This window comes from Cupriavidus sp. DF5525 (assembly GCF_040149425.2).
Classification (GTDB): domain Bacteria; phylum Pseudomonadota; class Gammaproteobacteria; order Burkholderiales; family Burkholderiaceae; genus Cupriavidus; species Cupriavidus pickettii_A.
The window spans coordinates 2,095,393-2,119,335 of record NZ_CP168265.1 but is presented as its reverse complement, the minus strand read 5'-3'; the positions used below and the strand labels follow the sequence as shown (position 1 = coordinate 2,119,335).

Below are 23,943 nucleotides of genomic sequence, written 5' to 3'. Positions count from 1 at the left end.
ATGCTGCGCGGCGCCCTGATCGAATATGGCACCCAGTTGCTCGGCCCGATACCGAACGTTGTGATCTTCCAGTTCAATCCGGAATCGCTGTCGCGCAGCCTGCAGATTCCCCCACGCCCCAGCGGCGTGTCGCGGCGCGAGACCAGCCAGGCCGGCGAGCGGACCTTCGAGAAGATCTCCTTCAAGGCGCACTTCAGCGCCGCCAACCTGCTCGACGAGGACAAGGCGGTGGCCAGGATGTTCGGCATCGGCCCGCAACTGTGCGCACTGGAGAAGATGGTGCTGCCTGGTGCCAAGGTTGCCGGCCTGCTCGGCAAGGCGCTCGACGCCATCGGCGATGCACTGGGCCTGGGCGGGGCGGCCGACGCGCCTGCGCAACCGATCCCGCGCGAGAAGTATCCGCGCATCCTGTTCATCTGGGGCCTGACGCGGGTCGTGCCAGTCACCATCGACGCGATGACGATCGCGGAACTGGAGTACGACGCCGTGTTGAACCCCCTGCGCGCCGAAGTCGACCTGCAACTCAGCGTGATCGAGATCGACGACTGCTCGGATGACGCGCTGGGAAAGGGCGCGCTGGAATACACCACGATCGCGCGCGAGGCGCAGGCGATCGCCAACCTCGTCAATACCGCCGACCAGGTCGTCGATCTGATACCGCTGTAAGGCAAGCGCCACTGAGGGCAAGACCATGTTCCTGGCCAATTCCCGTTACGCCAAGGTCGCCACCGTCACGACCACCACCTCGACCGGAGAAACCGTGGTTGCGCTGCGGCTGCGGCGGCTGACGCCTGTCACCGGCGAGCCCCGCACGGTGCAGGCCAGCGACCGGCTCGACCTGATCGCCCAGTCGCAGTCCGGCGATGCCACGCAGCACTGGCATGTGGCCGATGCCAATACCGCGTTGGACAGCCGCACGCTGGTAGCCAATCCCGGCGACCAGCTCGACGTGCCGGCGACCTGAGCGGGAGGCAGCCATGGGCGATCCGCGCCTGCGCATCTGGTTCGGTGACCGCGCTGCGAGCGAGGAGGAGCTGGCGCGCATCGAAGAGATCGAGGTCACGCAGGAAATGGACGCGTTCTGGGAAGCCCATCTGCGCATGGCCCTGTGCCTGGATGAAAGGGGCCGGTGGCTGCACTGGCCGGGCGAGAAGGTCGCGCCATTCTCGCGCGTGCGCATCGAGCTCGATATCGGCAACGGCCGCTTCGCGCCATTGATCGATGGCCCCCTCGTCAACCTCGACGCCAGCCTGGACGGGCAGCCGGGCCGCAGCGCGGCGACCATGGTGGTGCGCGACGACAGCGCCCTGCTCCACCGTGACGAGGAAGTCGAGCCGCCCTTCGAGCATCGCCGGCACAGCGACCTGGCCGACGAACTGTTCCGCCGCTTCGACGCGATCCGCGACACACGGATTGAAGGCACCAGCGCTACGCCGGAAACCACCGTGCGACGGGGTACGGTGCTGCAGTTCCTGCGCGAGCTGGCCCGGCTCAATGACCGCCATGCTTATGTGCTGCCGGGCAGTGAGCGCGGCGCCAGCATCGGCTGCTTCCTGCCGGACCCGGCTGACGCCGCCGACCTGCCGCCACTGCTGATGCTGGGTGATCGCCGCACGCTGGCCAACGCCAGCATCAGCCAGGATCCCGACGGTGGCGAGATCACGCAGGCCAGGGTATTGCGGGTGGACGACCAGGGCGTCACCACGTTCGAGACCAGCGCCGCCGATCTGGGCCTGATGCGCCAGCTGCCGGCGACACCGGTCGACCTGGCCCCGCGCCGCCTGCTGCCGGGGCCGGACAGCGCGCGTGACGACCCTGCCGCGGTGGCGATCGCGCAAGCCCGGCGCAATGGCTATGTCTATCACCTGAGCGGAGAGGCCGTGCCCGGCTGTTATGGCGCACTGCTGGCGCCATATCTGAAGGTGCGCGTCGATGCCGGCGCAACGCCCTACAGCGGCGATTACCTGATCACCAAGGTGGTCCACCGCATCACGCCGTCAGTGCATACCCAGCGGCTCGAAGCCAAGTCCGATTCGCTCACCGAGGTATCGGGCGCTCAGGTCGCCGAGGCGCTCGGCGGCGGCCTGACGCTGTCGGTGTCAGCCAGTGTGGAGATCTTCTGATGATCGATGTCACGGAATCCATTATCGAGGGCCTGGTCGAGCGCACGGGGACCAGCTATTTCGGCAAGTACCGCGGCATCGTCACCAGCGTCGACGACCCCGAGAACCTGTGCCGGATCAAGGCCCGGGTGGACAGCGTGCTGCACGGCCAGGACACCGGGTGGGCGCTGCCGGTGTCGCCGTTCGGTGGTGACGGTCACGGCATGGTGATGCTGCCCGAAGTGGGTTCGGGCGTATGGATCGAGTTCGAGGCTGGACGCCTGGACAGTCCGATCTGGTCCGGCGCCTGGTGGGCCAGCGGCCAGCGCCCCGCCCCCCAGGGCGCGAAGGTGCGCGTGATTGTGTCCTCCCATGGTCACAAGGTGATCCTCGATGACGAGGGCGACGAGCTGAAACTGGTCCACGGCAGCACCGGTGGCCCTGAGATCAGGCTGACCGGCAGCGAGATCGTGCTGAGCTGCGGCGCATGCGAGATCACCATCAGCGCAACCAATATCTCGCTGAACAACGGGCAGATCAAGATCGGGCTGGCAGGGGTCAGCCTGGTCAACGGCGCGATGGCGTTCGGAGTGCCGCCATGATTCCCATCCTGACCAGCACCAGCACTGTGATGTGCCCGCACGCAGGCCAGGCAGTGCTGATCACCAGCAACACCGAGGCGCTGATCGATGGTTGCCCCGCGCTGTTGCAGACCGACGTGCACCCCATCGTCGGCTGTACCTTCGCGCCCGGCGGCGTGTACACGCCCTGCCTGACGATCCGGTGGGTCACCGCCGCCGTGCAGACCAAGGTGCGCAACGTGCCCGTGCTGCTGCAGAACAGCGTTGGCCTGTGCCTGAACGCGGCGCAGGTGCCGCAAGGGCCGGCCATCGTGGTGCAGGTGCAGGCACGGGCGTTCGGAGTCTGATCATGGCACTTTCCAATGGCCGCCATCTGGCCTTCCCTTTCCGCATCGGCGACGACGGCCGCACCGCCGCGCCGGGCAGCGATGCCGAGCACGTTCGCGACGAGGTGCTGCAACTGCTGCTGACCGGGCCGGGAGAACGGCTGTTCCTGCCGGAGTTCGGGGGAGGCGTGCGCACGCTGGTGTTCGAGCCCGCTTCCGATGTGCTGCGCGGCGTGGTGAAGTCGCGCATCACGCAGGCGCTGTCGCGCTGGCTTGGCCACCGGGTGGTGGTCGAACTGATCGACGTGCGCTTCGGCGACGAGGCAGCGGTGCCCGGCACGCAGCCCGAGCTGCTGCTCGATGCGCTGACCGGCGGGCTGGAGGTGACGGTCAAGTACCGGCCCGCCGGCAGTCCGGATTCGCGCGTGATCAGGTTCCAGAGGACCGGGCTATGACCACGGTGATCCACCAGGACAACGCCGACGACCGCGCCGATGTGCTCCAGGCGCACGGCCTGAACGGCATGCGCCTGGCGCTGGTCGCCCTGGCGGCAGGCCCGCAGCCGGCCCAGGCCGATCTCGACCTGCGGTTCTTCAATGACCTGCACCTCGCCGACATTCTCGCCGAGATCGCTGCAGAGCCCGCGCGCGCCGGCCAGATCTTCCGTGTGCGCGGCGGCACACGCGTGCGGGGCGGCCCCGCCGAGGGGCAGGTCAGGGTCACGGCGGTGACGGGCATCGACAACACGCGGCTGGGGCTGCGGGTGGAGCCGGTAGGCGACTATTCCACCTATACGCTCGAACTGGTGTGGGACGCCAGCCGCATCGATCCTTTCTTCAGCAGCCTCGGCTTCAAGTTTCGGCCCGGCTGCTTCACCAATGACTGCGCGCCGCCGCAGGAGGGCCGTCCGCTGTCGCCCGGCCCGGCGATCGACTACCTTGCCAAGGACTATGACTCGTTCCGCCACACGCTGCTGACGGCGATGGCGCAGCGCGTGCCCGGCTGGAACAGCACCAGCGAAGCGGACCTCGATCAGGTGCTGATCGACCTCTTCGCCGCTGCCGCCGACGAACTGTCCGACTACCAGGACCGCGTGATGGCCGAGGCGTACCTTGCCACGGTGCGCAAGCGCGTGTCGCTGGCGCGCCATGCGCGCCTGATGGATTACCACCTGCACGAAGGCAACCAGGCCAGTACCTGGCTGGCGCTCGACATTGCCGCAGGCCAGGCACCCTTCACGCTGGATGACCAGGAACTAATCGTCAGCACCGGCCCCAGCCCGGTCGTGGCCGGCACCATCTCGTTCGCCAGCCGCCAGCGTTACCTGCCGGAGGCGGCGCGCCAGCGCCTGGATCCGCTGCTGAACCGCCTGCGCCTGCACACCTGGCGCGACGCGCAGCCGGCGCTGCGCGCGGGCAGCACCGAGGCCGACCTGGTGCCCGTGGGCGGCCTGGCCACGCAGGCGCAGGCCGAGGCGCTGCGTGATCTGGTCCGCACCGGCGCCTGGCGCGACTTCGCCATCGCGGAGATGCGCAATCCGCTGACAGGAGCGCCGCCGGGCCGCAATCCGCGCAAGCGTCAGTGGCTGCGGCTGCGCGCCGGCAACGATGCCGCCGACACGCTGTTCGACCCGGTGATGCAGACCTGGCTGGTGCGGCTGCGCTGGCGCGACGAGGACGCACTGCGCTTCGACTACAGCTTCACCACCTTCTGCGATGGGGTCGCGGTGCCCGACATCTCGCTGTTCTTCGGCAACCTGCTGCCGGTCTACGAGGGTCGTCCGATCACGGTGCGTTTCCACGACGCGGGCACAACCCTGCCCGGCGATTCGGCCACGCTCAAGCATCGCCACTACCACAGGATGAACCGGCATGGCGATGACCACGACTGGATCCTGGCCGCCTTGCCCGACGAGGGGCCGCTGGCCTACCTGCCGGCCGCCGCCTACGGCGTGCCAGGGCGGGCCGAGGGCGAAATTCCAGCACGGTCCACCCTGCGTGTCGAGGTCACGACCACGGATGGCACGACCGATGCGTGGGATGAAGTCGAAAGCCTGGTGCATAGCGACGACTCCCCCGAACAGGGCGATCACTTCATGGTCGAGACCGATGAAAGACGCCGCAGCACGCTGCGTTTCGGCAATGGCCGCAACGGGCGGCTGCTGCCGGCGGGCGCCGTCGTCGAAGCCGGCTACCAGGTCGGCGGAGGTGTCTCGGGCAATGTCGGCGCCGGCCAGCTCACCTTCGTGCAGGAACTGGCGGGCACGCTCGGCGGCGCCGTGACCGCGGCCTGGAACCCCTTCGACGTGACCGACGGACGTGACCCGGAGCCGGTGGAGAAGGTCCGCCGCAATGCCCCCGAGGCTTACCGCGCGCGCCAGCTGCGTGCCGTCACGTTGGCGGACTATGTAGGCCGCGCAGAGGAGGTCCCGGGCGTTTCGCGCGCGGTGGCACGTTATGCGTGGACCGGCAGCTGGCGCACCGTGCGGGTGGTGATCGACCCCGCAGGCACGGTGGCCTCCGGCGGAACCCTTGACGATCGGCTGCGCGCGGATGTGGCGGCACACCTGGAAGCGGTACGGCTGATTGGCGAGGACCTCGAACTGCGCCCTCCCCGCTATGTCCCGCTCGACGTGCGCGTCACCGTCTGCGCCGAACCCGGCTACTGGCGCGAGGACCTGCGCTTTGTGCTGGAGCAGGAATTCTCGGACGGCTGGACCACTGACGGCCGCCCGGGCTTCTTCCACCCGGACCAGTGGACCTTTGGCCAGGCCCTGCACCGCAGCGCCATCGAAGGCCGGATCCAGCGGGTGGCCGGCATCCGCCATGTGGTCAGCATCGCCATGAAGCGCTTCAACGCACCCACCCCGGGCGCACCAGGCACCGCGGTGCTGGAAATGGGCTTCGATGAAGTCGTGCTGCTGAGCAACGACCCCGACCACCTCGAACGCGGCCTGATCCGCTTCGAGGTGCAGGGCGGGCGGCAATAGGCGGGCCACCGGAGCGCGAGATGCCCTGCGATCCCCTGATCACCGATCCCTTCATCTTCCCGCGCCGCGTGCAGAACCGCCCGGGGCTGCCGCGCATTGCCTATCGCATCGGCCGCTACGATGACTTCGCCGAGGCCATGATCCGGGCCATCGACGCCGCCCCCGCGCTCGCGGGATGGACACACCGCGATGCCGATGATCCGGCTATCGCGCTGCTGCAGGGCGCAGCCATCCTGGGCGATATCCTGACCTTCTACCAGGAGCACTACGCCAACGAGGCCTTCCTGCGCACGGCTGCCTGGCGCGAAAGCGTGGCGGAGCTGGTGCGCCTGACCGGCTACAGGCTGGCTCCAGGCATCGGCGGGCGCGCCACACTGGCCTTCGAGGTACGCGGCGAAGCGCCGGTGACGATCCGCGCCGGCTTCGCGGTCAAGGCCGACCTGGCCGGTAACCCCACCCCGGCGGATTTTGAAACGGATGCCGAACTCACCGCCTGGCCACATCTGGGCCGCTTCCATCTGTACCGGCCGCGGCGCTATGCCGCCACGCTGCCGGCTGGCACGCGCCGCCTCGAACTGGCCAGCGTAGCGGGTGCGGGCGACAGCATCAGCCTGGGCGCGTTCGAGCTCAAGCCGGGCGACAGGATGCTGCTGTTGCCCCCCGAGCCTGGCTGGACCAGCGCCGGCTCGACGCTGTCGGCACAGAAGGCAGCGCAGCTGGTCAAGATCTCCAAGGTCACGCGCCTGCTTGACCGCGTGCTGGTCGATCTCGACGGCGGGCTGGACGAAGCCTGGGATGCCCCGGTTACGGCATACCGCATCGGCCGTTCGTTCCGCCATTTCGGGCATAGCGCCCCGCCACAGATCGCGACGCCCACCACCGGTCCCGGCGGGGCCGTCACGGGCACGCGCATCTCGGCAACTTCGTTCGACCGCCATGTCGATGCCAGCCACGACTGCACCAACAGCAGTGCCTCCTTCCCGCTGGCGCCAGCCGATGTGCCGCTCGACGTGGAAGTCAGCGACCTGGTGCCTGGCACCCGCCTGATTGTGCAGACCCGCGTGGCGGCGACCGCCTCCGGCACGCGCTTCGCGCTGTGCGTCGCGCGCATGCTGCGCACGCTGCGCGCGGGGGCGCTGGGCTTCGGCAATCTCAACGGACCCACCACCGTGCTGACGCTGGACGCACCGCTGGTCAGGCAGGTGATGTCGCCATGGCCGCTGTCTGACGTGCGCGACTGGCGCATCCACGAAGTCACCAGTCCGGTGCTGGGCCTGCGCCCCGTGTCCGATCCGCTTGCCACGGCGTTCGGCAGCGGCACCCGGGCGCTGCGCTTCTATGGCACCGCGGCGCAAGCGCGGGCGCTGGCCGGGCGACGCCTGTCACTGTCCCATGCGGATGGCCGCGGCCTCGACCTGGTCTGCCTCGACGCACCGGACGATTTCCCCGCGCTCGACCCGGACCCGCCGCGCCTGTGGCCGCTGAGCTTTGACCGCGCGCCAGCGCCATTCACGCGGGCCGACTTCGACGAGACCAAACCCACCGTGACGGTGTTCGGCAATCTCGCCGACGCCTCGCAGGGCAAGACCGAACGCGAGGCCTTCCTTGGCAATGGCGACAGCCGCCAACGCTTCCAGACTTTCCCCTTGCCGAAGGCGCCCCTGACGTATCTGCTGGAAGCGGGCGCCACGCCGCCGCAACTGCCCGAACTGCAGGTCTGGGTCAATGACCGGCTGTGGACGCGGGTCGATTCCCTGTTCGGGCGTGGGCCCGCCGATACGGTCTACATCGTTCGCGAAGACGCGCAGCAGCGCAGCTTCGTGCAGTTCGGGGACGGCGAGACCGGGGTGCGGCTGCCTTCGGGCGTCAAGAATGTGCGCGCCATCTATCGCAGCGGCACCGGTGCGCGCGGCGCCCTCAAGGCCGGCCCCACCCCGACCGCGAGCGAGCGGCCGCCAGGCTTCGACAAGCTTGCGCTGGCCGGCATCGTCTCAGGCGGCGCCGACCCGGAGGACCTGGAAAAGGCCCGGGAGGCGGCACCGGGAAAGGTGCAAAGCCTGGGCCGGCTGGTCAGCCTGCGCGACTATGAAACGGAGACACTGTCGATTCCGGGCGTGGTCACCGCCACGGCCTCATGGGACCTGCATGCCGGGGTGCCGGCCGTGATCCTGCGCGTCCTGCTGGCAGCCGGGCGCGAGGCGGAGTTCAGCACCGTGCGCGCCGCCATCGTCAAGGCCCAGCGCTGCCGCGGCCCGGATCGCTTCGCGCTGGTGATCGAGCAGGCCAGGCTGCGCCACGTGTTCCTTGACCTGGTCTATGCCTGCGATCCGCGCTTGCGGCGCGAAGTGGTGGAAGACTCGCTGCGAGCCGCGCTGGGGCTGGCGGGCGATACCGCAAACGAGCGTACCGGGCTGTTCGGCCTGCATGCGCGCCGTCTGGGCGATGGCGAATATGCCAGCCGTGTCGAGGGCCGCGTGCAGAATGTGCACGGCGTACTGTGGTGCAAGGTGGCCGCGTTCGGCCGCTTTCCGACGCCGGCCGCCGCCGCCGCCGCGACGGCTCCGGTCACGCAGCCCTTGCCCCCAGCTCCGCGCCCGCTGGCCGCCAGGCTCGGTTGTGCGCCAGCCGAACTGCTGCAACTGGCCGGCACACACCTGACGCTGGGCGTCGCGGCCGAACCCGTCAGCGGAGAGTGCGAATGAGTGATCCAGGCGATCGGTCCACCATGCCGCGCGTGCCGCTGTTCGACCGGCTGCCGGAAATCTACCGCAGCCGCGACACCGAGCAGTCGCCGCCGGACCCGCTGCGTGCCTACCTGGGCGCGGTCGAAGGCGCGTTCGGGGCCTTGCACGGGAACATTGCCCAGTTGTACGAGGACCTGTTCATCGACACCTGTGACGACTGGGTCATTCCTTACCTGGCCGACCTGCTGGGCACCAGCCACCTAAAGGGCGAGCCGCGGACGCTGCGCGCGGACGTCGCCGACACCATCGCGTTGCGCCGGCGCAAGGGCACGCTGGGCGCCGTGGAACGGCTTGCGGTCAACCTTACCGCCTGGGCCTGTCGCGCCGTCGAGCTGCGCGAGAACCTCGGCTGGGCGCAGCACCTGAACCACCAGCGGCCGGATCGCGGCGGCACCGCTGCGCTGCGTGACCCGGCCACGCTGGCGCTGCTGGGCACGCCTTTCGATCCCTTCGCATACAGTGCCGACGTCAAGCCCGCCTTCAGCGACACACGCCATGTCAACCTGCCAAACCTGGCGGTGTTCCTGTGGCGCCTGGCCGCCTACCGGCTGCAGCCCGCGCAGCCCCTGGCCAAGGGCGTCGGCGACCTTGGGCCCCAGCCAGCCGGGCTGGCCCGCTTCGCGCTGCGCTTCGACCTGCATCCGCTGGACCTGCCGGTGCGGCTGTTCAACACCAGCCGCCCGGGGTTCCTGCGGCAAAACACATCGGGCGGCATCATCGCCCCGCTGACCGAGGCGGACGCAGTGCCCGGCCCGATGGCCGACGCACGCCTGACGACGGGCTCCCCCGGCGCCAGGCCACAGGCCTACGTGGCGGTGGACTTTTTCAACGAGGCTGCGAGTCCCCCCACCGGCTTCGATCTCGGCGATGCGGGCCTGCATCTGTTCCTGCCGCAATCGCTTGCGCCTCTGCTGATTCCGCCGCCGCCGCAGACTGCGTGGCAATGGCTCTTCCGCGGTGACAACCTGTGCGCCTGGGAAAGCGGGCTGCGTCGGCCGTTGCGTCATGGCGAGATCGTGATCGATCCCGACCTGGGGCGCGTGATGATCGGCATGGGTAGCACGGCCCAGGCCGACCTGCTGATCACGCCCCAGGGGGTTCCCGGTATCTACGCAAGCTTTACCTACGGCGCGGTCGGGCCGGTGGGCGCGCATCCCGTGTCCCGGGTGTTCCCGGCCGATGACAGTGTCGAATTGCGGACGGTGGGCGCGGTCAGCGGAGGCATCTCGCTGCAGGACGCGCTTGACGGGCTCGACACCGTGACGCGCCCCGTGGTGATCGAGATCAGCGACAGCCATGTGCATCGCATCGACCTGGCGGCACTTGGCGGCACCAGCGTCGACGGCGGGCTCTCGTTGCGGCTGGCGAGATCCCTGACGATCCGTGCTGCCGGCGGCCAGCGCCCGGTCGTGCTGCTGGCGCAGCCCCTGGGATTCCGGCCGGTGGCCGCCGCTGCGGCGACCACGGTCGCTCCTGCAGTCCGGCTCGAAGGGCTGTACCTGGCCGCCGACGAAGCGGCGCCGTTCCCGGCCGATGGCCCGTTGATCGGCCGCGCGGCGCTCGCGCGGCTCGAAATTGTCGGCTGCACCCTGGCACCGGGTGGTCATGCGCTGCGCGATGGCAGCCAGGCGCCACGCAGGGCCGCCATGCGGCTGGCCAACGGTTATGGCTTTGCCGACCCCGACGATGTGCTCGCGTTCGCGCCGACGCCTGACATCGTGATCGCCGACAGCATTTGCGGCAGCCTCGCCATCGACGACCGCTACCGGCTCGACCTGCAGCACTGCATTGTCGATGCCTCGCCGCGTGACGATGATGCGCCCGACACCGTCTTCGCGATCGCCGCCGCCACCGATGCCGCCAACAACTGGGGCGCGCCATTGCAGTTTGACGGACTGACCTGCTTCGGCGCGGCGCGCACCAGCGCGGTCGGCGGGCTCGGCGGGATCTTCTCGCAGCGTTTCGCCGTGCTGGACAACCAGCATGGCTGCATCAAATGGAGCTGGTTCAGCGGCGACGGCGACCGGTTGCCGCCCAACCACTTCTGCCTGGATGGGCGCGACGCGCGGCTGGTCTTCACGTCGCGCAGGTTCAACGATCCCGGCTATGCGCAGATTGCGCGCGAATCCGATGCGCGCATCCGCACCCTCGGGCCCGGCGACGATGCGATGGGTGCGTTCGGCTTTCTCTTCGAGGCGCACAAATGGACCAATCTGCAGGTGAGGTTGCGGGAATTCATGCCCATCGGCGTGCGGCCGCTGCTGCTGCCGGTGACCTAGAAAAATGACTGCAAACTGAACGGGGCTGCCATGCAAGGCGACTTCTCTGCTCTCTATTTCGACCCTCACGAGCATGAGCGCGGCGTGAGCGCGCCCGCGCAGGGGCCGCTGCGCAATATCGAGGGCGTGCTGCACCAGCAAGGCCGCGTGATGGATGACGCCGACCTGACCGAGGGCCAGCTGCTTGCGCTGTCGTGGCACGGCCAGGCCGGCCGCGACATCATCGGCGAAGGCGTGTGCGCGGTGCCTGCGGCAGAACCACAGAGTTTCGCCGTCACCTCGTCCTTCGTCGAGGATGGCGAAGTGCATGTCACCGTCAGGCCGGGACGCGCGTGGGTCGATGGCATCCTGACACGGTTGCCCGGCGCGGCGGCCGCCCCTGATGCGCCTCTCGAGCGGCGGGTCCGCTACTACGGACCACCGCTGGCCGACCCGCTGCCAACGCCCGACCAGATCGACGATGGCGTTCGCGACGCGGTCATCGTCGAGGTTTCCGAGGAAGCATTGCACGGCTTCCAGTATCCGGAACGGCTGATCGAGCCGGCGTTGGGCGGCCCCGATACGGCAGAGCGCGCCTTTGTCAATGTGCGCTTCCGCCTGCTGCGGCTGGCCGAAGGCGAGGACTGCGCATCGATCGCCGGGCGACTGCGCGACGACCCTGCCCGCAAGGGCCGGCTCAGCGTGACGCTGGCCCCCGTCACGGCGATTCCGGGTGATTGCCCGGTGGTGGGCGGAGGTGGCTACCTTGGCTTCGAGCACAACCTCTATCGCATCGAGATCGCGCAAGGCGAGACGGGTGCCCCGGCGCGCTTCAAATGGAGCCAGTGGAACGGCGGACTGGCCGGACGCGGCCGCTTCGACGCCACGCTGAACCCGCCGCGCGTGGTGATCGACGCCGGCCGCGCCGCCATTGTCAACGCCGGCCTGGCCGACTGGTACCTGGAAGCGCTGCAATATGACGAGCTGGATGGTGCATGGAGCGTCGTCTACGCGAGCACCGCGACCCTCAATACCGACCACGATCTCGAACTGGCGGTGCCCCCGGGGTATGGCGCCCTGCCCGCAACCACCGAACCGGTTTTCTTCCGGCTGTGGAACGGGCTACGCGATATTGCCGATTTCACCAACGCCGCCAATCCGGTCGAGTTGCGCGATGGCATCCGGCTGGCCTTCGACACGCCAGCCGCCGGGAACTTCCAGCCCGGCGACTACTGGACCTTCAGCGTACGTGCCGGCGAAATTCCCAATCCGGCGGTGTTGATCGATGATGCACCCCCGACCGGCGTGGTCCGCCACCGCGCCGCGCTGGCCGAGATCAACTGGACCGGGCGCCGCAATACCACGATCTCGGGCAGTATCGAGGACTGCCGCCAGCGCTTTCGCCCCCTTACCCGGCTGCAGACCTGCTGCACCTATCGCGTCGGCGACGGGCGGCGCAGCTTCGGCGACTTTGAGTCGATCCAGCAGGCAATCAACGCGCTGCCGGCCGAAGGCGGCCAGGTCTGCGTGCTGCCCGGCGATTTCACCGAGAGCATCGAGATCGTTCGCCGCCGCAATGTCACCGTGACCGGCTGCGGCGCGCGCAGCCGTGTCCATGGTGCCCCGCCGCGCGGCGAGGCGGACAGCGCGCCGCCCGTGTTCCACGTGCGCGGCGGACAGAACATCCGCATCGATTCGCTTGCCGTGCTGGCGCATGAACGCGGGCCGGGACTGGTGCTGGAAGGCGGTGATCCGAATTTCGGGCGCGACCAGCCGGTGCCAGATGCGCTGGTCGGCGTGATCCTGCAGGAACTCGACATCAGCGCCGCTGCCGCCAGCGCCATCCGCGTGCTCAATGCGCGCCAGCTCATGCTGAGCGGGTGCCGGATCCGCATGCGCGACAGTGCCTGCCTGGATCCGGCCGTGTTCGCATTAGGCGATGACATGCTGATCGAACGCAACCGGATCGAGGTTGCGGCTGGCCAGCCCAGAACCGATGAGCCGGTGCTGACAGCGGAGGTGCCGGCGGCGACGGCCGTCACGGCTGCCACGGCGACCATGGCGGCCATGGCTTTCGCGCCCGGATCGCTGAGCCGGGGCGGCCTGCAGATCGGCGGCACCTCGGACCGGGTGCGCATTGCCGGCAACCTGATCCGCGGCGGCGCGGGCAATGGCATCACGCTCGGCAGCCTGATCTTTATCGACGACCGCAACGAGCCGGTGCCGCCGATACGCTGGCCGCGCCCGCGCCCCGTCGACCCCTGCGATCCCAGGATGCCGGCCAGCAGCGTGCTGGTGGCCATCCCGGTGGACATCGGCGAAGGCCGGGTGCGGGTGGCCTCGGCCGGTACGCTGAGCGAGATCGAGATCGCTGACAACCGCATCCACCAGATGGGCATGAACGGCATCGGCGTGGCCGGCTTCTTCAACCTGGCCGAGGCCGACGAGTTCGTCACGGTGGAGGGACTGGCCATCGCCGGCAACGACATCCGCGGCTGCCTGCGGCGTCCGCTGTCCGAGATCCCGGAGGCGATGATCGACAGCATGGGCTATGGCGGCATCGCGCTGTCCGACGTCGAGCGGCTTGTCATTCGCGACAACGTGATCGACGACAATGGCCCCAGCCACCTGGAGCCGGTCTGCGGCATTTTCGTGCTGCATGCGCAGGGGCTGGAGATATCGCGCAACCACATTGCAGGCAACGGCGCCAGAGCCGCTCCGGGCAATGTAACCACCAACACGACCACCAGCGTCGCCAGCAGCGCTGCCGCCAGGATCGGCCGGCGCGGTGGCGTCAATATCGTCTATGCGGTCGCGCCGGTGATGCCGGTGCGCGTGGGCGCGCAGGTGCTGCCGGTCCAGAGCGGCGAACCAGCGCTCACCATGCACGGCAATATCGTCAGCGCGCCGTTGGGCCAGGCGCTCAGTGTGACGGCGCTGGGACCCGTGTCGGTGCACGGCAACCAGCTGACCAGCCATGCGATCGTGCGCGGCGCGGGGGCGACCTTCGCAGCGGCCACGGTGGCGATCCTGAACCTCGGCATGTCGGCCGAGCTGTACCTGCAGTTCCTCGCCTTCTCCTCGATTGCAAAGGGGGCACTGGCCACCACCGGCTTCTCCGCGCGGCCGGGACTGGACGACGAGCGGCTGGGCGCCTACCTGGCCGGCGGCAATGTGCTGTTCGCGGACAACCAGTGCCTGCTGGACCTGGTCGAGACCGGTGCCACGTTGTCGCTGTCTTCGATCGCCGTTTTCAGCCTCGACGACGTTGCCTTTGCCGACAACCAGTGCGACTGCAACCTGCTCGACGACGTGGTGCTGGTGCATGCGCTCCTGTTCGGCTTTTCGCTGCGAGCCTGCAACAACCGGCTCAAGGAGTCGCTGCTGCGCGCGAAATTCTCCGCGGTGACGCTGGGCATGCTCAACGCCACCACCTTCAACCAGACCACGCACTGCATACTGGCGCGCGCCTTCTTCCCCGCCTACCTGCAGGGCGGTCCGAATACCGTGCTGGTCGATCCGCTGGGTACCGGCCTGTGCGAAGGCAACGGGCGGATCCTGACCAATTTCGGCAAGACCACTGGAGTCATCAGCAATGGCTGACAACACACGTAGCTGCGATGCCAGCGGCATCCCGGACGAGACGGTGGAGAAATCGCTGGAAGGCCAGATCGCCAGCCTCGACCCGCAGCGCGCTGCCGCCTTCGCCGGCCTGCAGACCGTGCGCACCACCCGCGCCAGCGGCTACGCGCGCGAGCAGCGGCGGCTGGCACTCAAGTACGGCAGCGACAATCCGCGGGTGGGCGCGCTGGCCGACCGAATCAGGAGCAACGCAGGACTGCTGCGCGACATCGGCTTCGAACAGACCCGCGCCGGCACCGGTGTGCCGGCCGTGGACCAGGACGGCTATGTATTCCACGGCTTCGTGCGGGACCGGCAGGGCAAGGGCTTGCCTGACCTGACTGTTGCCCTCTACGACGACAAGGGCAACTGGATCCGCGAAATCGGCTTTGGCTGCACCGACGCGCAAGGCTATTTCCTGCTGCGCTACCAGGGCGGGCAGCGGAATGGCACCGGGACTACCGTCAACATGGCGGCCGCCGGGGAAACGGACGCGAAGCCGACGACCCGGGCCGCTACTGCTGCGCAATTGAATGCACGCATCCATGTGCTGGATGCCGCGCAGAAGACGCTGCAGGTCGAGGCAGTACCGTTGCATCCTGTGCTTGGCCAGGTCGACTTCCGCATCATCGTACTGGGCGCGCGCGATGGTGGCGTGTGCACCACGCCGCCCCCGGTCGCTGCGCCGGCGCCAACACCAGCACCAGCACCAGGAGCAGGAGCAGGAGCAGGACCGGCGCCAACGCCCCCCGCCTCCTCAGCACCCAGGACACCACTGGACAAGCTCGAGATCGATGCCACCACGCGCAAGCGACTCGACAAAGGTGGCATTGTCGACGTCGAAGGCATCCTCGAAGCCGACCCGGCCAGGGTGGCCGAGATTGTCGGCGACCGCGCCGTGGCGGCGAAACTGCTGGATCAGGCGAGAAGCATCGTGCCGGCGGATTTCTCCGTGGCGCGCACCGGGCCTGAAACCGCTCCTGCCCCTTCCGCAGCTCGGCGGAAGAAGACAAGGAGCGACAAGCCATAGGTGCTGCTCATGTTCGCGCCAGCCCGCCAAAATCCAGCACCAAAGCCGGCAATGTCCCGGCAACCGACGCGGAAACCCGCGCCGGCGCCGGCACCTGTGCCGGTGCCGCACCAGGCGCCAGCCTCGCTGCTGCAGCGCAAGGCCGCCTGCGCCTGCGGCGGCTCCTGCCCGCGCTGCAAGGCAAAGGCTGCTGGCCTGACGATCGGACCCACCGATGATGTGTTTGAGCGCGAGGCGGACCAGATGGCGCATCGGGTCATGCGCATGGAGCCTGCCCGGGGCAACATCCGGCCAGCTGCCGCAAGCGTGCAGCGCAAGTGCGAACGGTGCGGCGTGGAGATCGACGAGGACGACGCGAAGGTGCAAAGGAAGCCTGCCGGTCGGGCCTTAAACATGCCTGCGGACGCGCCGGCAAGCGTCGCCGAAGTCCTGCGATCCCACGGCCATGCGCTCGATGCCCGCGCGCGCGCCTTCTTCGAGCCGCGCTTCGGGCAGGACTTTGCCACGGTACGGGTGCATGCCGACGCCGCCGCCAATCGCTCGGCGCGCGAGGTGAACGCCAGGGCCTACACGGTTGGCCGCGATATCGTGTTCGGCAGTGGCCAGTACGCGCCGCGCACCACAGCGGGGCAGCACCTGCTTGCCCACGAACTGACCCATGTGGTGCAGCAGTCCGCGGCGGGCGCCGGCGTGGCGCGCAGGAACATCGTGCAGCGCCAGCAGGGCGAGATGGAGGGTGAAAGCGACGACGATATCGATGTCGGCCAGGTCGAGCCCTCCACCACGCTGACCACGCCGCCACCGGAGTTCGGCGAGCGCACCGGCGAACCGGCCTGCCCGCCCGTGCCGACGGGCCTGGGCAACCTGCAGCCGGACCCGCCCTGCCCGTCCAGCGCCGAAAGCATCGCCGGTATGCACTTCCAGTTCTGCCTGGACTCCGATGTCTTCAAGGACCAGGCGCAGAGCGACAACCTGCGCAGCTTCGCCCGCAGCCAGCGCGCCGACTCCATCTTCAAGGTGCATGGATATGCCAGCACGGTGGGCAAGGCCGGCTACAACCTCAACCTGTCCTGTCATCGCGCGAAGCGGGCGGCGCGCGAACTGCAGAACGCGGGCGTGCCTTCGCAGCAGATCGAACTGGCGGCGCAGGGTGAAACCTCGGATTTCGGACCCAATCCGGCCGACAACCAGACTGTGCTGGTGGGGGCCTATGCGCCGGCCGGACAGGTCACGCCAAGCGGTCCCGCACCGGCCACGCCGCGCGCGATCGTGGACCGCGCCGTGGCCCGGATCACCGCGCGTGATTACCGGCTGGGCGCGGATGCCTACCTGTCGCGCTGGACCTGTGGCCGCATGCCCAATGCCGCCGAGATGGTGAGCCGGCTGACCATCAAGCTCCAAGGGGAGGCACCCAACGACGTCAAGCCGAACCGCATGGGCCAGGCGGTGCCCAAGGGCTTGCGCGAAATCTGGCTGGGCTCGGGCGTGTTCACCGAATCGAGCGACCCCGTGCTATGCGCCATGGCACGCATCCTCGACCTCGGCTTCCATCACTTCGTCCATGACAGCCTGAATGTTCCGGTGGGCAACACAGGAATCCTGCATCAGGCCGCGCTGTTCTTCGTCGAGCAGGCGGGCATTCCGCCCTGCGAGACGCCTGGTACACCCAACCCGCTCGACCCAAGCCAGATGGTCGATCCGGCACGGCCCTGGTGGAGCCGGCCTACGGGCGATCCGCTGGCCAATATCCCGACCGGGTGCCCTGACCAGCCCTTGCCCGGCCCGATCGATCCGCAACGCCAGCCGGCGCATCCCGCCGTGCCGCTGACCTTCGCCATCACTGACAGCCGCACCGAAGGTGGCGCCGCGCCGATCCAGGCGCAGGTCGACCCGGATCAGAACGTCGTGCGGATCGCTTCGCCACGGGGGGCCTTCCGTCTTGACGCAACGGTGCAGGCAAGCGGCGATGCCTCGCAGTTCCCACGCTACCAGGTTGGCTACCTGCAAACCATCGTGGCAGACGAGACCGTCGTGACCTACGTCAGCGGCGATGCTGTCCACCTTGCCGTGCCCACGCCGATACGCGACGGTCCCCCGCGGGGCCTGGCACCCCCACCGTGGTTCATGCCGCCCACGGTGGCGACGCTGGACAGCAGCGGCCAGGCCACGATCGGGCTGTCGGACTCTCCTGCCGCCTCGATGGCGTTCACGCTGCTCGACTTCAGCCGGCGTGGCCGGGTGCCGCCGGGAACGGATTTGCGCCAGCAGGGCAACGACCTGGCCCAGGCTACGGTGCGCACCACCTTCAACACCTGGGTGGCCGCACGCCGCGATGATGCGCCGCTGGATCGCTTCTCCACGCATTTCATCCGGGGCCACAAGGTGACATTCTCGATGGACCTGGGCATGATCGGCACCCGCGCCAAGGCCAGCTATGCGTCCGACATCGATACCACGCCGCTGACCGACGCCTCGCCGATGCAACTCGCCGGCCCCACACCGGCCGAGATGCCCCCGTCCTGGCGACTGGTGCGTGTGTCGCCGCCGGTCCCACGCGGCAGCGTCGCCAATGCGGCCGACCTGGAAGAGATCCGCCGCCGCGTGCGTGAGGCAGCCGATGAACTGGAGCCTTTGCGCATCGCCTTGCACCTGGACGGGCCGCTGATGGTACGGGTGCGCTTCGATCGGAATTCCGGCCGCCTGATCCTGGACACGCCAGCCCGCCATGCCACCACGGTCGAGGAGACCGGGCCGGCCGATGAGCGCGTAGGCGTAGGCGAAGGTGGACGAGAGCAGCTGGGGCGGGAATTCACCATTCGGCTGCGGCCCGACCTGGTGGCCGCACCAGGCGTGCCGGACATCAGCGCGGGCATCCCGACCGCGCTGCGCCCCCTGCCGTCCTTCAGCCGCCGCCGCGCCAGTCAGGGGGACGCCAACCCCTTTGCCCCGTCACATGGCATCGGCTTGCTGGCACGGATACGGGAAGGGCAGGAACTGGAGCGCAGCGCGGAACAGTTGCGCACCAATCCTGGCGACTATGACCCGGGGTTCTGGCCCGATGTGCAGGTAAGCATGGAGCGGGAGCGGTACTGCTACAACTTCACCGTGTCGGGTGTCAACATCGACCAGGTCTGCGTCGACCCGACGATGCGCACTGAAGGCTGTGTGCGGCTGTTCTCACGCAACGAGTTCACCTTCCGCGCCACGCCGCAGTTCACCAGCCAGCAGTTGGGCGGCGTGAGGTTCCAATCGCCGGTGGCGCTGTCGGTCACTACCTTCCCTGTGGCATTCGTGATGTTCACGCCCAGCGAAGCCCCCGGCGGCGATACGTTCAACCACGAGATGCACCACATGGTCGACTGCTTCAACCAGGTGCAGGCCCTCAAGGACCGGCTGGCACGGCGCATACGCGCCAGGCTGATGGAACTCCGGCGGCTGGCGGCCGCTCATCCCGAGCTACGCGATTCCCTGCTGTCGCGGCAGGCGATATTCGAGATCGCCTTGCAGGAAAACGCGGCGTTCATGCGCTTCTTCCAGGCGGAATTCCTTGCGCGAGGCGATGCCCTGCACGCTCGCGAGGCTCGTGGACACCTGCCCCCGTACAAGAGCTCGCTGCCTGCCGAGTGGAAAACCTTCCAGGAACCGAAACTGATCGGGGGTACCAAGGGCAGCTTCGATGACAAGCCTTGCTGATCGTAATGCGTGGTCCTGGACGAACGGCGTCGCAGCGCTCCTGGGGGTGACGCCGTCACTCTCTCTGCCGAAGGGCTGCGGCGTGAGCCGGCTCGCGCCCCATGCCTGATATTTTCATCAGCTACCGGCGCGAGGATAGCTCCGCAACGAGCGAGCTCCTGCGCATTCGCCTCGCTGACTTGTTTCCTCGGGACCGTGTGTTCCTCGACGTCCAGGACATACCCGCAGGCGCCGACTGGCAGAGGATCCTGTCGGAGAGACTCAGGGAATACGATGTGGTGCTGGCCGTTGTCGGCCCTGCATGGCTCACCATACTCAGGCAGCGGGCGGAGAATGCCAATAGCGACTTCGTCCGGTGGGAAGTGACCGAGGCGCTCCGCCAGAACAAGCGCGTCATCCCCATCCTGATCGACGGGGTGCAACTCCCCCCGGCCAGCGAATTGCCCGCCGACCTCACGCAGTTCGCGCGTTTGCAGACGATGCCGCTGATGCGCGACACCCGCGATCGGGACATTGCCGCAATTGCCGTTGCGGTGGAAGGTGACGGCCTGGTCAACTTCCTCAGTCGTGTCAAGCAAAAGCTCCGCCTTCTCAAGGCAAGCGTGGGTCTGACCGTGGCAATCGGCGCGGCGGTGCTCGGTCTCGGCTGGGTCAGCCTGTTTGATCTGCTTGGCCTGGATACGCGGACCGCAAGCTGGACCATGCTCGTGGGCGACGTGTTGTTTGAGCCGGCGCTTTCGGACGACCTGTTACTCGTTGGCATCGCGCCGCTCCCCGGCGAAACGAGGCGCCTCGCCACCGAACGCCGCGCCGCGTACGCGCGCCTGATCGCCATGGCAACGGAGCAGAAGGTCAAAGCAATCGCCTTCGATATCACGTTGGAAGATGCAAGCCCTGCCGATGCCGCACTGATCGGAGCCGTGCGTGCCGCGCGTGAGCGTGGCACGCGGGTGGTGTTTGGCTTCAACGCGCTCGCCCCCGACGGGAGTCCGGTCACACTTCCGGGACTCGGCGACGCCGGCGCCGCGCTCGGGCTTACCTGTATCGGGCAGAAACTCGACAAGGTCGTCCTCGGCACACTCGCCATGCAGGTGGGAAAGCGCGTTTACGGGTCGTTTGCACTGTACGCCGTCCATGGCGCAGTGAGCATCGAACCTATTCCTGCCTCGGAGAGGTGGCTGCAGTGGAGCGTGGGCGACGCCGAGAAAGCCGTCCCCTTCTCAGTGCGCGAGGTATCCGACCGCCCGGACAAGGAGTGCCCTGCCGAGCCGGTTGATGCCGTCATGGCGCGCTTCTATTTCCCCATGTCACATCGCGAACGCCTGCGCGATCCGCGCAGGCGAGTGCGCGCAGAGGCTTTGCTCGCAAATCCCCCGATCCCGGCCGGAACGTGGCGAGGCAAGGTGATTGTCGTCGGCGCGGAGCACTCGCTCGATCTGCTTCAAACACGCCTGGATCCGGAGGGGCCCGAGCGCTATGGCTTCGAGATCCAGGCCGATGCGGTGAATGCCATCATGACCGGCGCGATCGTGACGCCTGTGGGATTCCTTGTGCAATGGATGTTGTCGGTCGTGATGATCGTCGCTGCCATTGCATATCGCCTGTGGCGCGTGGGCAAATCGCGGCGGCTTGACTGGCTTGTCCTGCCCGCGGCGTGCCTCGCCTACCTGGCCATCATGGTGTTGCTGTATGGCAAGCTCCGCTTGCTGATGGACAGCCTGTATCACCTCGCCGCCTTCGTCGCGACCTGGTGGGCGTTGGCGGCACTGGAACGGAGGTGGTCTCATGACCGGAACTGATCAGCGTCCCAACACGCTTGTTGTTATCGTCACAACCGTGCTGTCCGTCAGCCTGCTTGCCGGTTGTGCCCTGGGACTGCCGCGGACCGGGATACTGCTCTATGCCGATCCGGAAGTCACCGTAGAACGCCCGGGCCAAGGGAAGATCGCCAATACGCCAGGCATGGAGGTCTACGCTGGTGACAGCATCGACACGGCTGGCGGCCAGGCGGTCATCGACTACGACGATGGCAGCACTGTCATGCTCAATCGCGCAACGCGAGTGCAGCTGGGTTCCATCACGCTGTTTGTTGGCGAACTCTTTGCCAGGATCAAGAGCATACTCAAGGAGGGTGGCGGCCAAGTGGTGACCAACGAGGTGTCGGCATCAGTAGAGGGCACGGAATACGGCGTGCGCCGGATTGGCGGCTATCAGACGGCGGCACCCGGGGCCGTCACCGTCTATGTTCGTCAAGGTCGGGTGCTCTGTGCACCGGGTGTCAGTGGAGCATGGTTGCCCGTTGCGCTCACAGAGAACCTTGCGCTTTCAGCCACAGGAAATCGCGCTCCGCCTGCGCCGCAGCGCGTGGACGCACGTGTCCTGTCGCGCTGGGCCGACGAAGCCGAGCAGCGGCTGTGGAAACCGCGTCCAGCGCCGGTCGGCTTCAGCATCAATTTGTGGCCTGGCCCGGGAACGCAGACAGATTCAGGCTCTGTGGGAAAGCCGCAGTATGAACCGGCCGGCGGCACGTCGACGAGACCGCCGGCAGCCGTGGGACGATAGTGAGAGGGGTTGTGTCGCAGTAAGGGCTTACTGCGACAAAGCCAGGAATTCCGCGTCCATGCGGTCGAAGCCACGTAGGGCTCTGAGCTCAACCTCCCGGGCATTCTCCGGCACCAACCTGAAAGCGGGTAGCCGTGTCATCAGCGCCTGAACAATCACCCTGCCCTGCATCCTTGCCAGCGCCACGCCCGGGCATCGATGCGGACCCGCCCCGAAGGCGAGATGGGACTTCGCCCTCCGGTCAAGATGAATTTCGTCCTCGCTTCCGAACACTGCCTCGTCGCGATTGGCGGAACCGAGCAACAGCATCACGCGCGAGTTTGCGGGAATGCGGTGTCCGGCCAGCTCAACCTCGGCAGTCGTCACCCGGACCGTCAGCTGCACCGGCGAATCACGCCGCAGCGATGCCTCGATCAGCGCGGGAATCAACGCCGCATCGCGGCGTATGTCGGACACCAGGCAGGGTTGCTCCGCCAGCAGCGCCAGAACATTTCCGACCAGGTAAGTCGTCGTATCCGCCCCGCCTTTCAACAGCGTAACCGTCAGGTCCAGTACGTGCCGAGCATCGACTTCGCCACGGTGACAGGCCGCCATGAAAGTACCCAGGCCGGCATCGGGACAATGCACCGCGGCGCGCCATATCTCGTCGAGCATGGCGTCAAACCTTGCCTTGAGCGATGCGGGCCGGGAACGCGCATTGCACTGGCCGCTGACTTGCAGCCATTGTGCGACGCATGCACGCCAGCGCGTGTCGAGGCCGAAGACCGAGGCCATCACGGCAGCGACAACCGGTTTGCAGACATCCTGCACTATCTCGAATCGATCGCCCTGCACAAGCTTCCCGACAACGCAATCCAGTTCACGACAAGCAGCCGCCTCGCACGCCGCAATCCGGTTCGGTGCAAACAGCCGTCCGACGTGCATTCGCAATGCATCATGCCGAGGGGGATCGGATGCCAGGAGCGTCTCCTCATTCGGCAGGATAGAGCCGTCTGCTGGCGACCGGATCTCAAAACTGTCCTGACCGAGAACACAGGAGCTGAAATGCCGATGTTCCCGCAGCACGGTCCGCACATCATCAAACCGGCTGACGATCCAGACGTCGGCTTCAGCATCATGGAAGACCGGCATCTCTCGCCGCAGCCTGGCGTACTCCCGGTAAGGAGCGGGCAATGTGCGAAGCGATTGCGCCGTCATCATGAGCCCACCGCCAACGCGTCCGTGAATGAAACCGCCGATGCCCCCAATCGCGGCAACAGCGAATCGAGCGTCGAAGACGGCCCCGCTTCTATGAATGTCGTGATTCCTCGCTCGGCGAACGCGCGAATTCCGGGTGCGAACAGCACCGGCGCCCGAAACATGCGCCACCATCGTGCGGCATCGAAATCAAATGACGTCCAATCTCCCCCCGAAGTCGAAAACGCCTGGCATCGTGCGGGACCGGGGGCGAGTTTCCCTACAGATGCCTCGAACAGCGGATGCCGCTGCGGTAGCAGCGGCGTGTGAACGCCCCATGGCAGGGGAAGAGGATGGACAGGTACACGTCTTTCCGCCAATCGATGACTGACAGACATCACGTCCTCTTTCAAACCGGAGATAACCGTGAGTTCCGGCGCCATGATCGCCGCGATGCTGATTCGATCCGTCATTGCGCGACACGCTGCGGCAGGCAGCCAGACCAGGGCCATGCGGCATTGCGTGGCCACGGGCTCCATCGACTTCCCGCCATGCACGGCGATTCGCAGCGCGTCGCGAAGTCCGATCGCGCCCGTGGCATAGGCAGCGGATACCTCGCCGCAACTCATGCCGATCACCGCATCGGGCCGGATACCGTGATGCACCAGCAATTCAAACAGGCCGATCTGGAAAGCGACCATCAGCGGAAAATTTCTCGGCAGGTCAGTCACTTCGCCATCCCGCTCCCACAGTTTCCGCATGCTCCAACCGGCTTCTTCCACGAGAATCGAATCGCACCGCGCGAGCGTTTCGGCGAAGCGCGCTTCGCGTTGCATCAGGGATCGCATCGGCTCCCGCCGA

Annotated in this window: 16 protein-coding genes; 14 read left to right on the top strand and 2 right to left on the bottom strand. The window is 67.6% G+C overall.

Translation table 11 applies throughout. The features are described from left to right. The 14 genes from ABNX08_RS10005 (at window position 1) to ABNX08_RS09940 (ending at window position 21,906) form a co-directional block, all read left to right on the top strand. Window positions 1-666 (top strand): hypothetical protein, encoded by a 666-nt coding sequence (locus tag ABNX08_RS10005; RefSeq protein WP_022535070.1) that lies wholly within the window; start codon window positions 1-3, stop codon window positions 664-666. A gap of 25 nt (window positions 667-691) precedes the next feature. Continuing rightward, window positions 692-964, top strand: coding sequence for a hypothetical protein (locus ABNX08_RS10000; protein ID WP_022535069.1), 273 nt, complete (start codon window positions 692-694; stop codon window positions 962-964). Between the two features lie 13 nt (window positions 965-977). Beyond that, on the top strand, window positions 978-2,123 hold the full coding sequence (locus tag ABNX08_RS09995) for a hypothetical protein (RefSeq protein WP_349607245.1): 1,146 nt from the start codon (window positions 978-980) through the stop codon (window positions 2,121-2,123). Next, window positions 2,123-2,704 (top strand): phage baseplate assembly protein V, encoded by a 582-nt coding sequence (locus ABNX08_RS09990; protein ID WP_022535067.1) that lies wholly within the window; start codon window positions 2,123-2,125, stop codon window positions 2,702-2,704. Before ABNX08_RS09995 ends, ABNX08_RS09990 begins: the two co-directional genes overlap by 1 nt. Next, window positions 2,701-3,030 carry a hypothetical protein gene (locus ABNX08_RS09985; RefSeq protein ID WP_022535066.1) on the top strand — a complete coding sequence of 110 codons (330 nt, stop codon included), beginning with the start codon at window positions 2,701-2,703 and terminating at the stop codon, window positions 3,028-3,030. The genes ABNX08_RS09990 and ABNX08_RS09985 overlap by 4 nt, the downstream gene beginning before the upstream one ends. 2 nt (window positions 3,031-3,032) lie before the next feature. Next, window positions 3,033-3,464 (top strand): GPW/gp25 family protein, encoded by a 432-nt coding sequence (locus tag ABNX08_RS09980; protein ID WP_022535065.1) that lies wholly within the window; start codon window positions 3,033-3,035, stop codon window positions 3,462-3,464. After that, complete coding sequence (locus tag ABNX08_RS09975) at window positions 3,461-5,998, top strand: putative baseplate assembly protein (RefSeq protein ID WP_349607246.1); 2,538 nt, start codon at window positions 3,461-3,463, stop codon at window positions 5,996-5,998. The genes ABNX08_RS09980 and ABNX08_RS09975 overlap by 4 nt, the downstream gene beginning before the upstream one ends. 20 nt (window positions 5,999-6,018) lie before the next feature. After that, window positions 6,019-8,700, top strand: coding sequence for a hypothetical protein (locus tag ABNX08_RS09970; RefSeq protein ID WP_349607247.1), 2,682 nt, complete (start codon window positions 6,019-6,021; stop codon window positions 8,698-8,700). Continuing rightward, the gene (locus ABNX08_RS09965) at window positions 8,697-11,021 is read left to right on the top strand and encodes a phage tail protein (RefSeq protein WP_349607248.1); all 2,325 of its coding nucleotides are present in this window, start codon (window positions 8,697-8,699) and stop codon (window positions 11,019-11,021) included. Before ABNX08_RS09970 ends, ABNX08_RS09965 begins: the two co-directional genes overlap by 4 nt. Window positions 11,022-11,051: 30 nt before the next feature. Continuing rightward, the gene (locus ABNX08_RS09960) at window positions 11,052-14,603 is read left to right on the top strand and encodes a hypothetical protein (protein WP_349607249.1); all 3,552 of its coding nucleotides are present in this window, start codon (window positions 11,052-11,054) and stop codon (window positions 14,601-14,603) included. Beyond that, window positions 14,596-15,651 (top strand): hypothetical protein, encoded by a 1,056-nt coding sequence (locus tag ABNX08_RS09955; protein WP_349607250.1) that lies wholly within the window; start codon window positions 14,596-14,598, stop codon window positions 15,649-15,651. Before ABNX08_RS09960 ends, ABNX08_RS09955 begins: the two co-directional genes overlap by 8 nt. Window positions 15,652-15,702: 51 nt before the next feature. Further along, on the top strand, window positions 15,703-19,344 hold the full coding sequence (locus tag ABNX08_RS09950; RefSeq protein ID WP_349607251.1) for a DUF4157 domain-containing protein: 3,642 nt from the start codon (window positions 15,703-15,705) through the stop codon (window positions 19,342-19,344). Between the two features lie 101 nt (window positions 19,345-19,445). Further along, window positions 19,446-21,143 carry a CHASE2 domain-containing protein gene (locus tag ABNX08_RS09945; RefSeq protein ID WP_349607252.1) on the top strand — a complete coding sequence of 566 codons (1,698 nt, stop codon included), beginning with the start codon at window positions 19,446-19,448 and terminating at the stop codon, window positions 21,141-21,143. Continuing rightward, window positions 21,130-21,906, top strand: a complete 777-nt coding sequence (locus tag ABNX08_RS09940) for a FecR domain-containing protein (RefSeq protein ID WP_349607253.1) — start codon at window positions 21,130-21,132, stop codon at window positions 21,904-21,906. Before ABNX08_RS09945 ends, ABNX08_RS09940 begins: the two co-directional genes overlap by 14 nt. A 27-nt stretch (window positions 21,907-21,933) precedes the next feature. On the opposite strand, the gene ABNX08_RS09935 is transcribed toward ABNX08_RS09940, so the two are convergent. Together ABNX08_RS09935 and ABNX08_RS09930 are read right to left on the bottom strand one after the other, a co-directional pair. Continuing rightward, entirely contained in the window at window positions 21,934-23,106 is a 1,173-nt protein-coding gene (locus ABNX08_RS09935; protein ID WP_349607254.1) for a cytochrome P450, read from the bottom strand. After that, window positions 23,103-23,918, bottom strand: coding sequence for an acyltransferase domain-containing protein (locus ABNX08_RS09930; protein WP_349607255.1), 816 nt, complete (start codon window positions 23,916-23,918; stop codon window positions 23,103-23,105). Before ABNX08_RS09930 ends, ABNX08_RS09935 begins: the two co-directional genes overlap by 4 nt. Window positions 23,919-23,943: the final 25 nt, after the last annotated feature.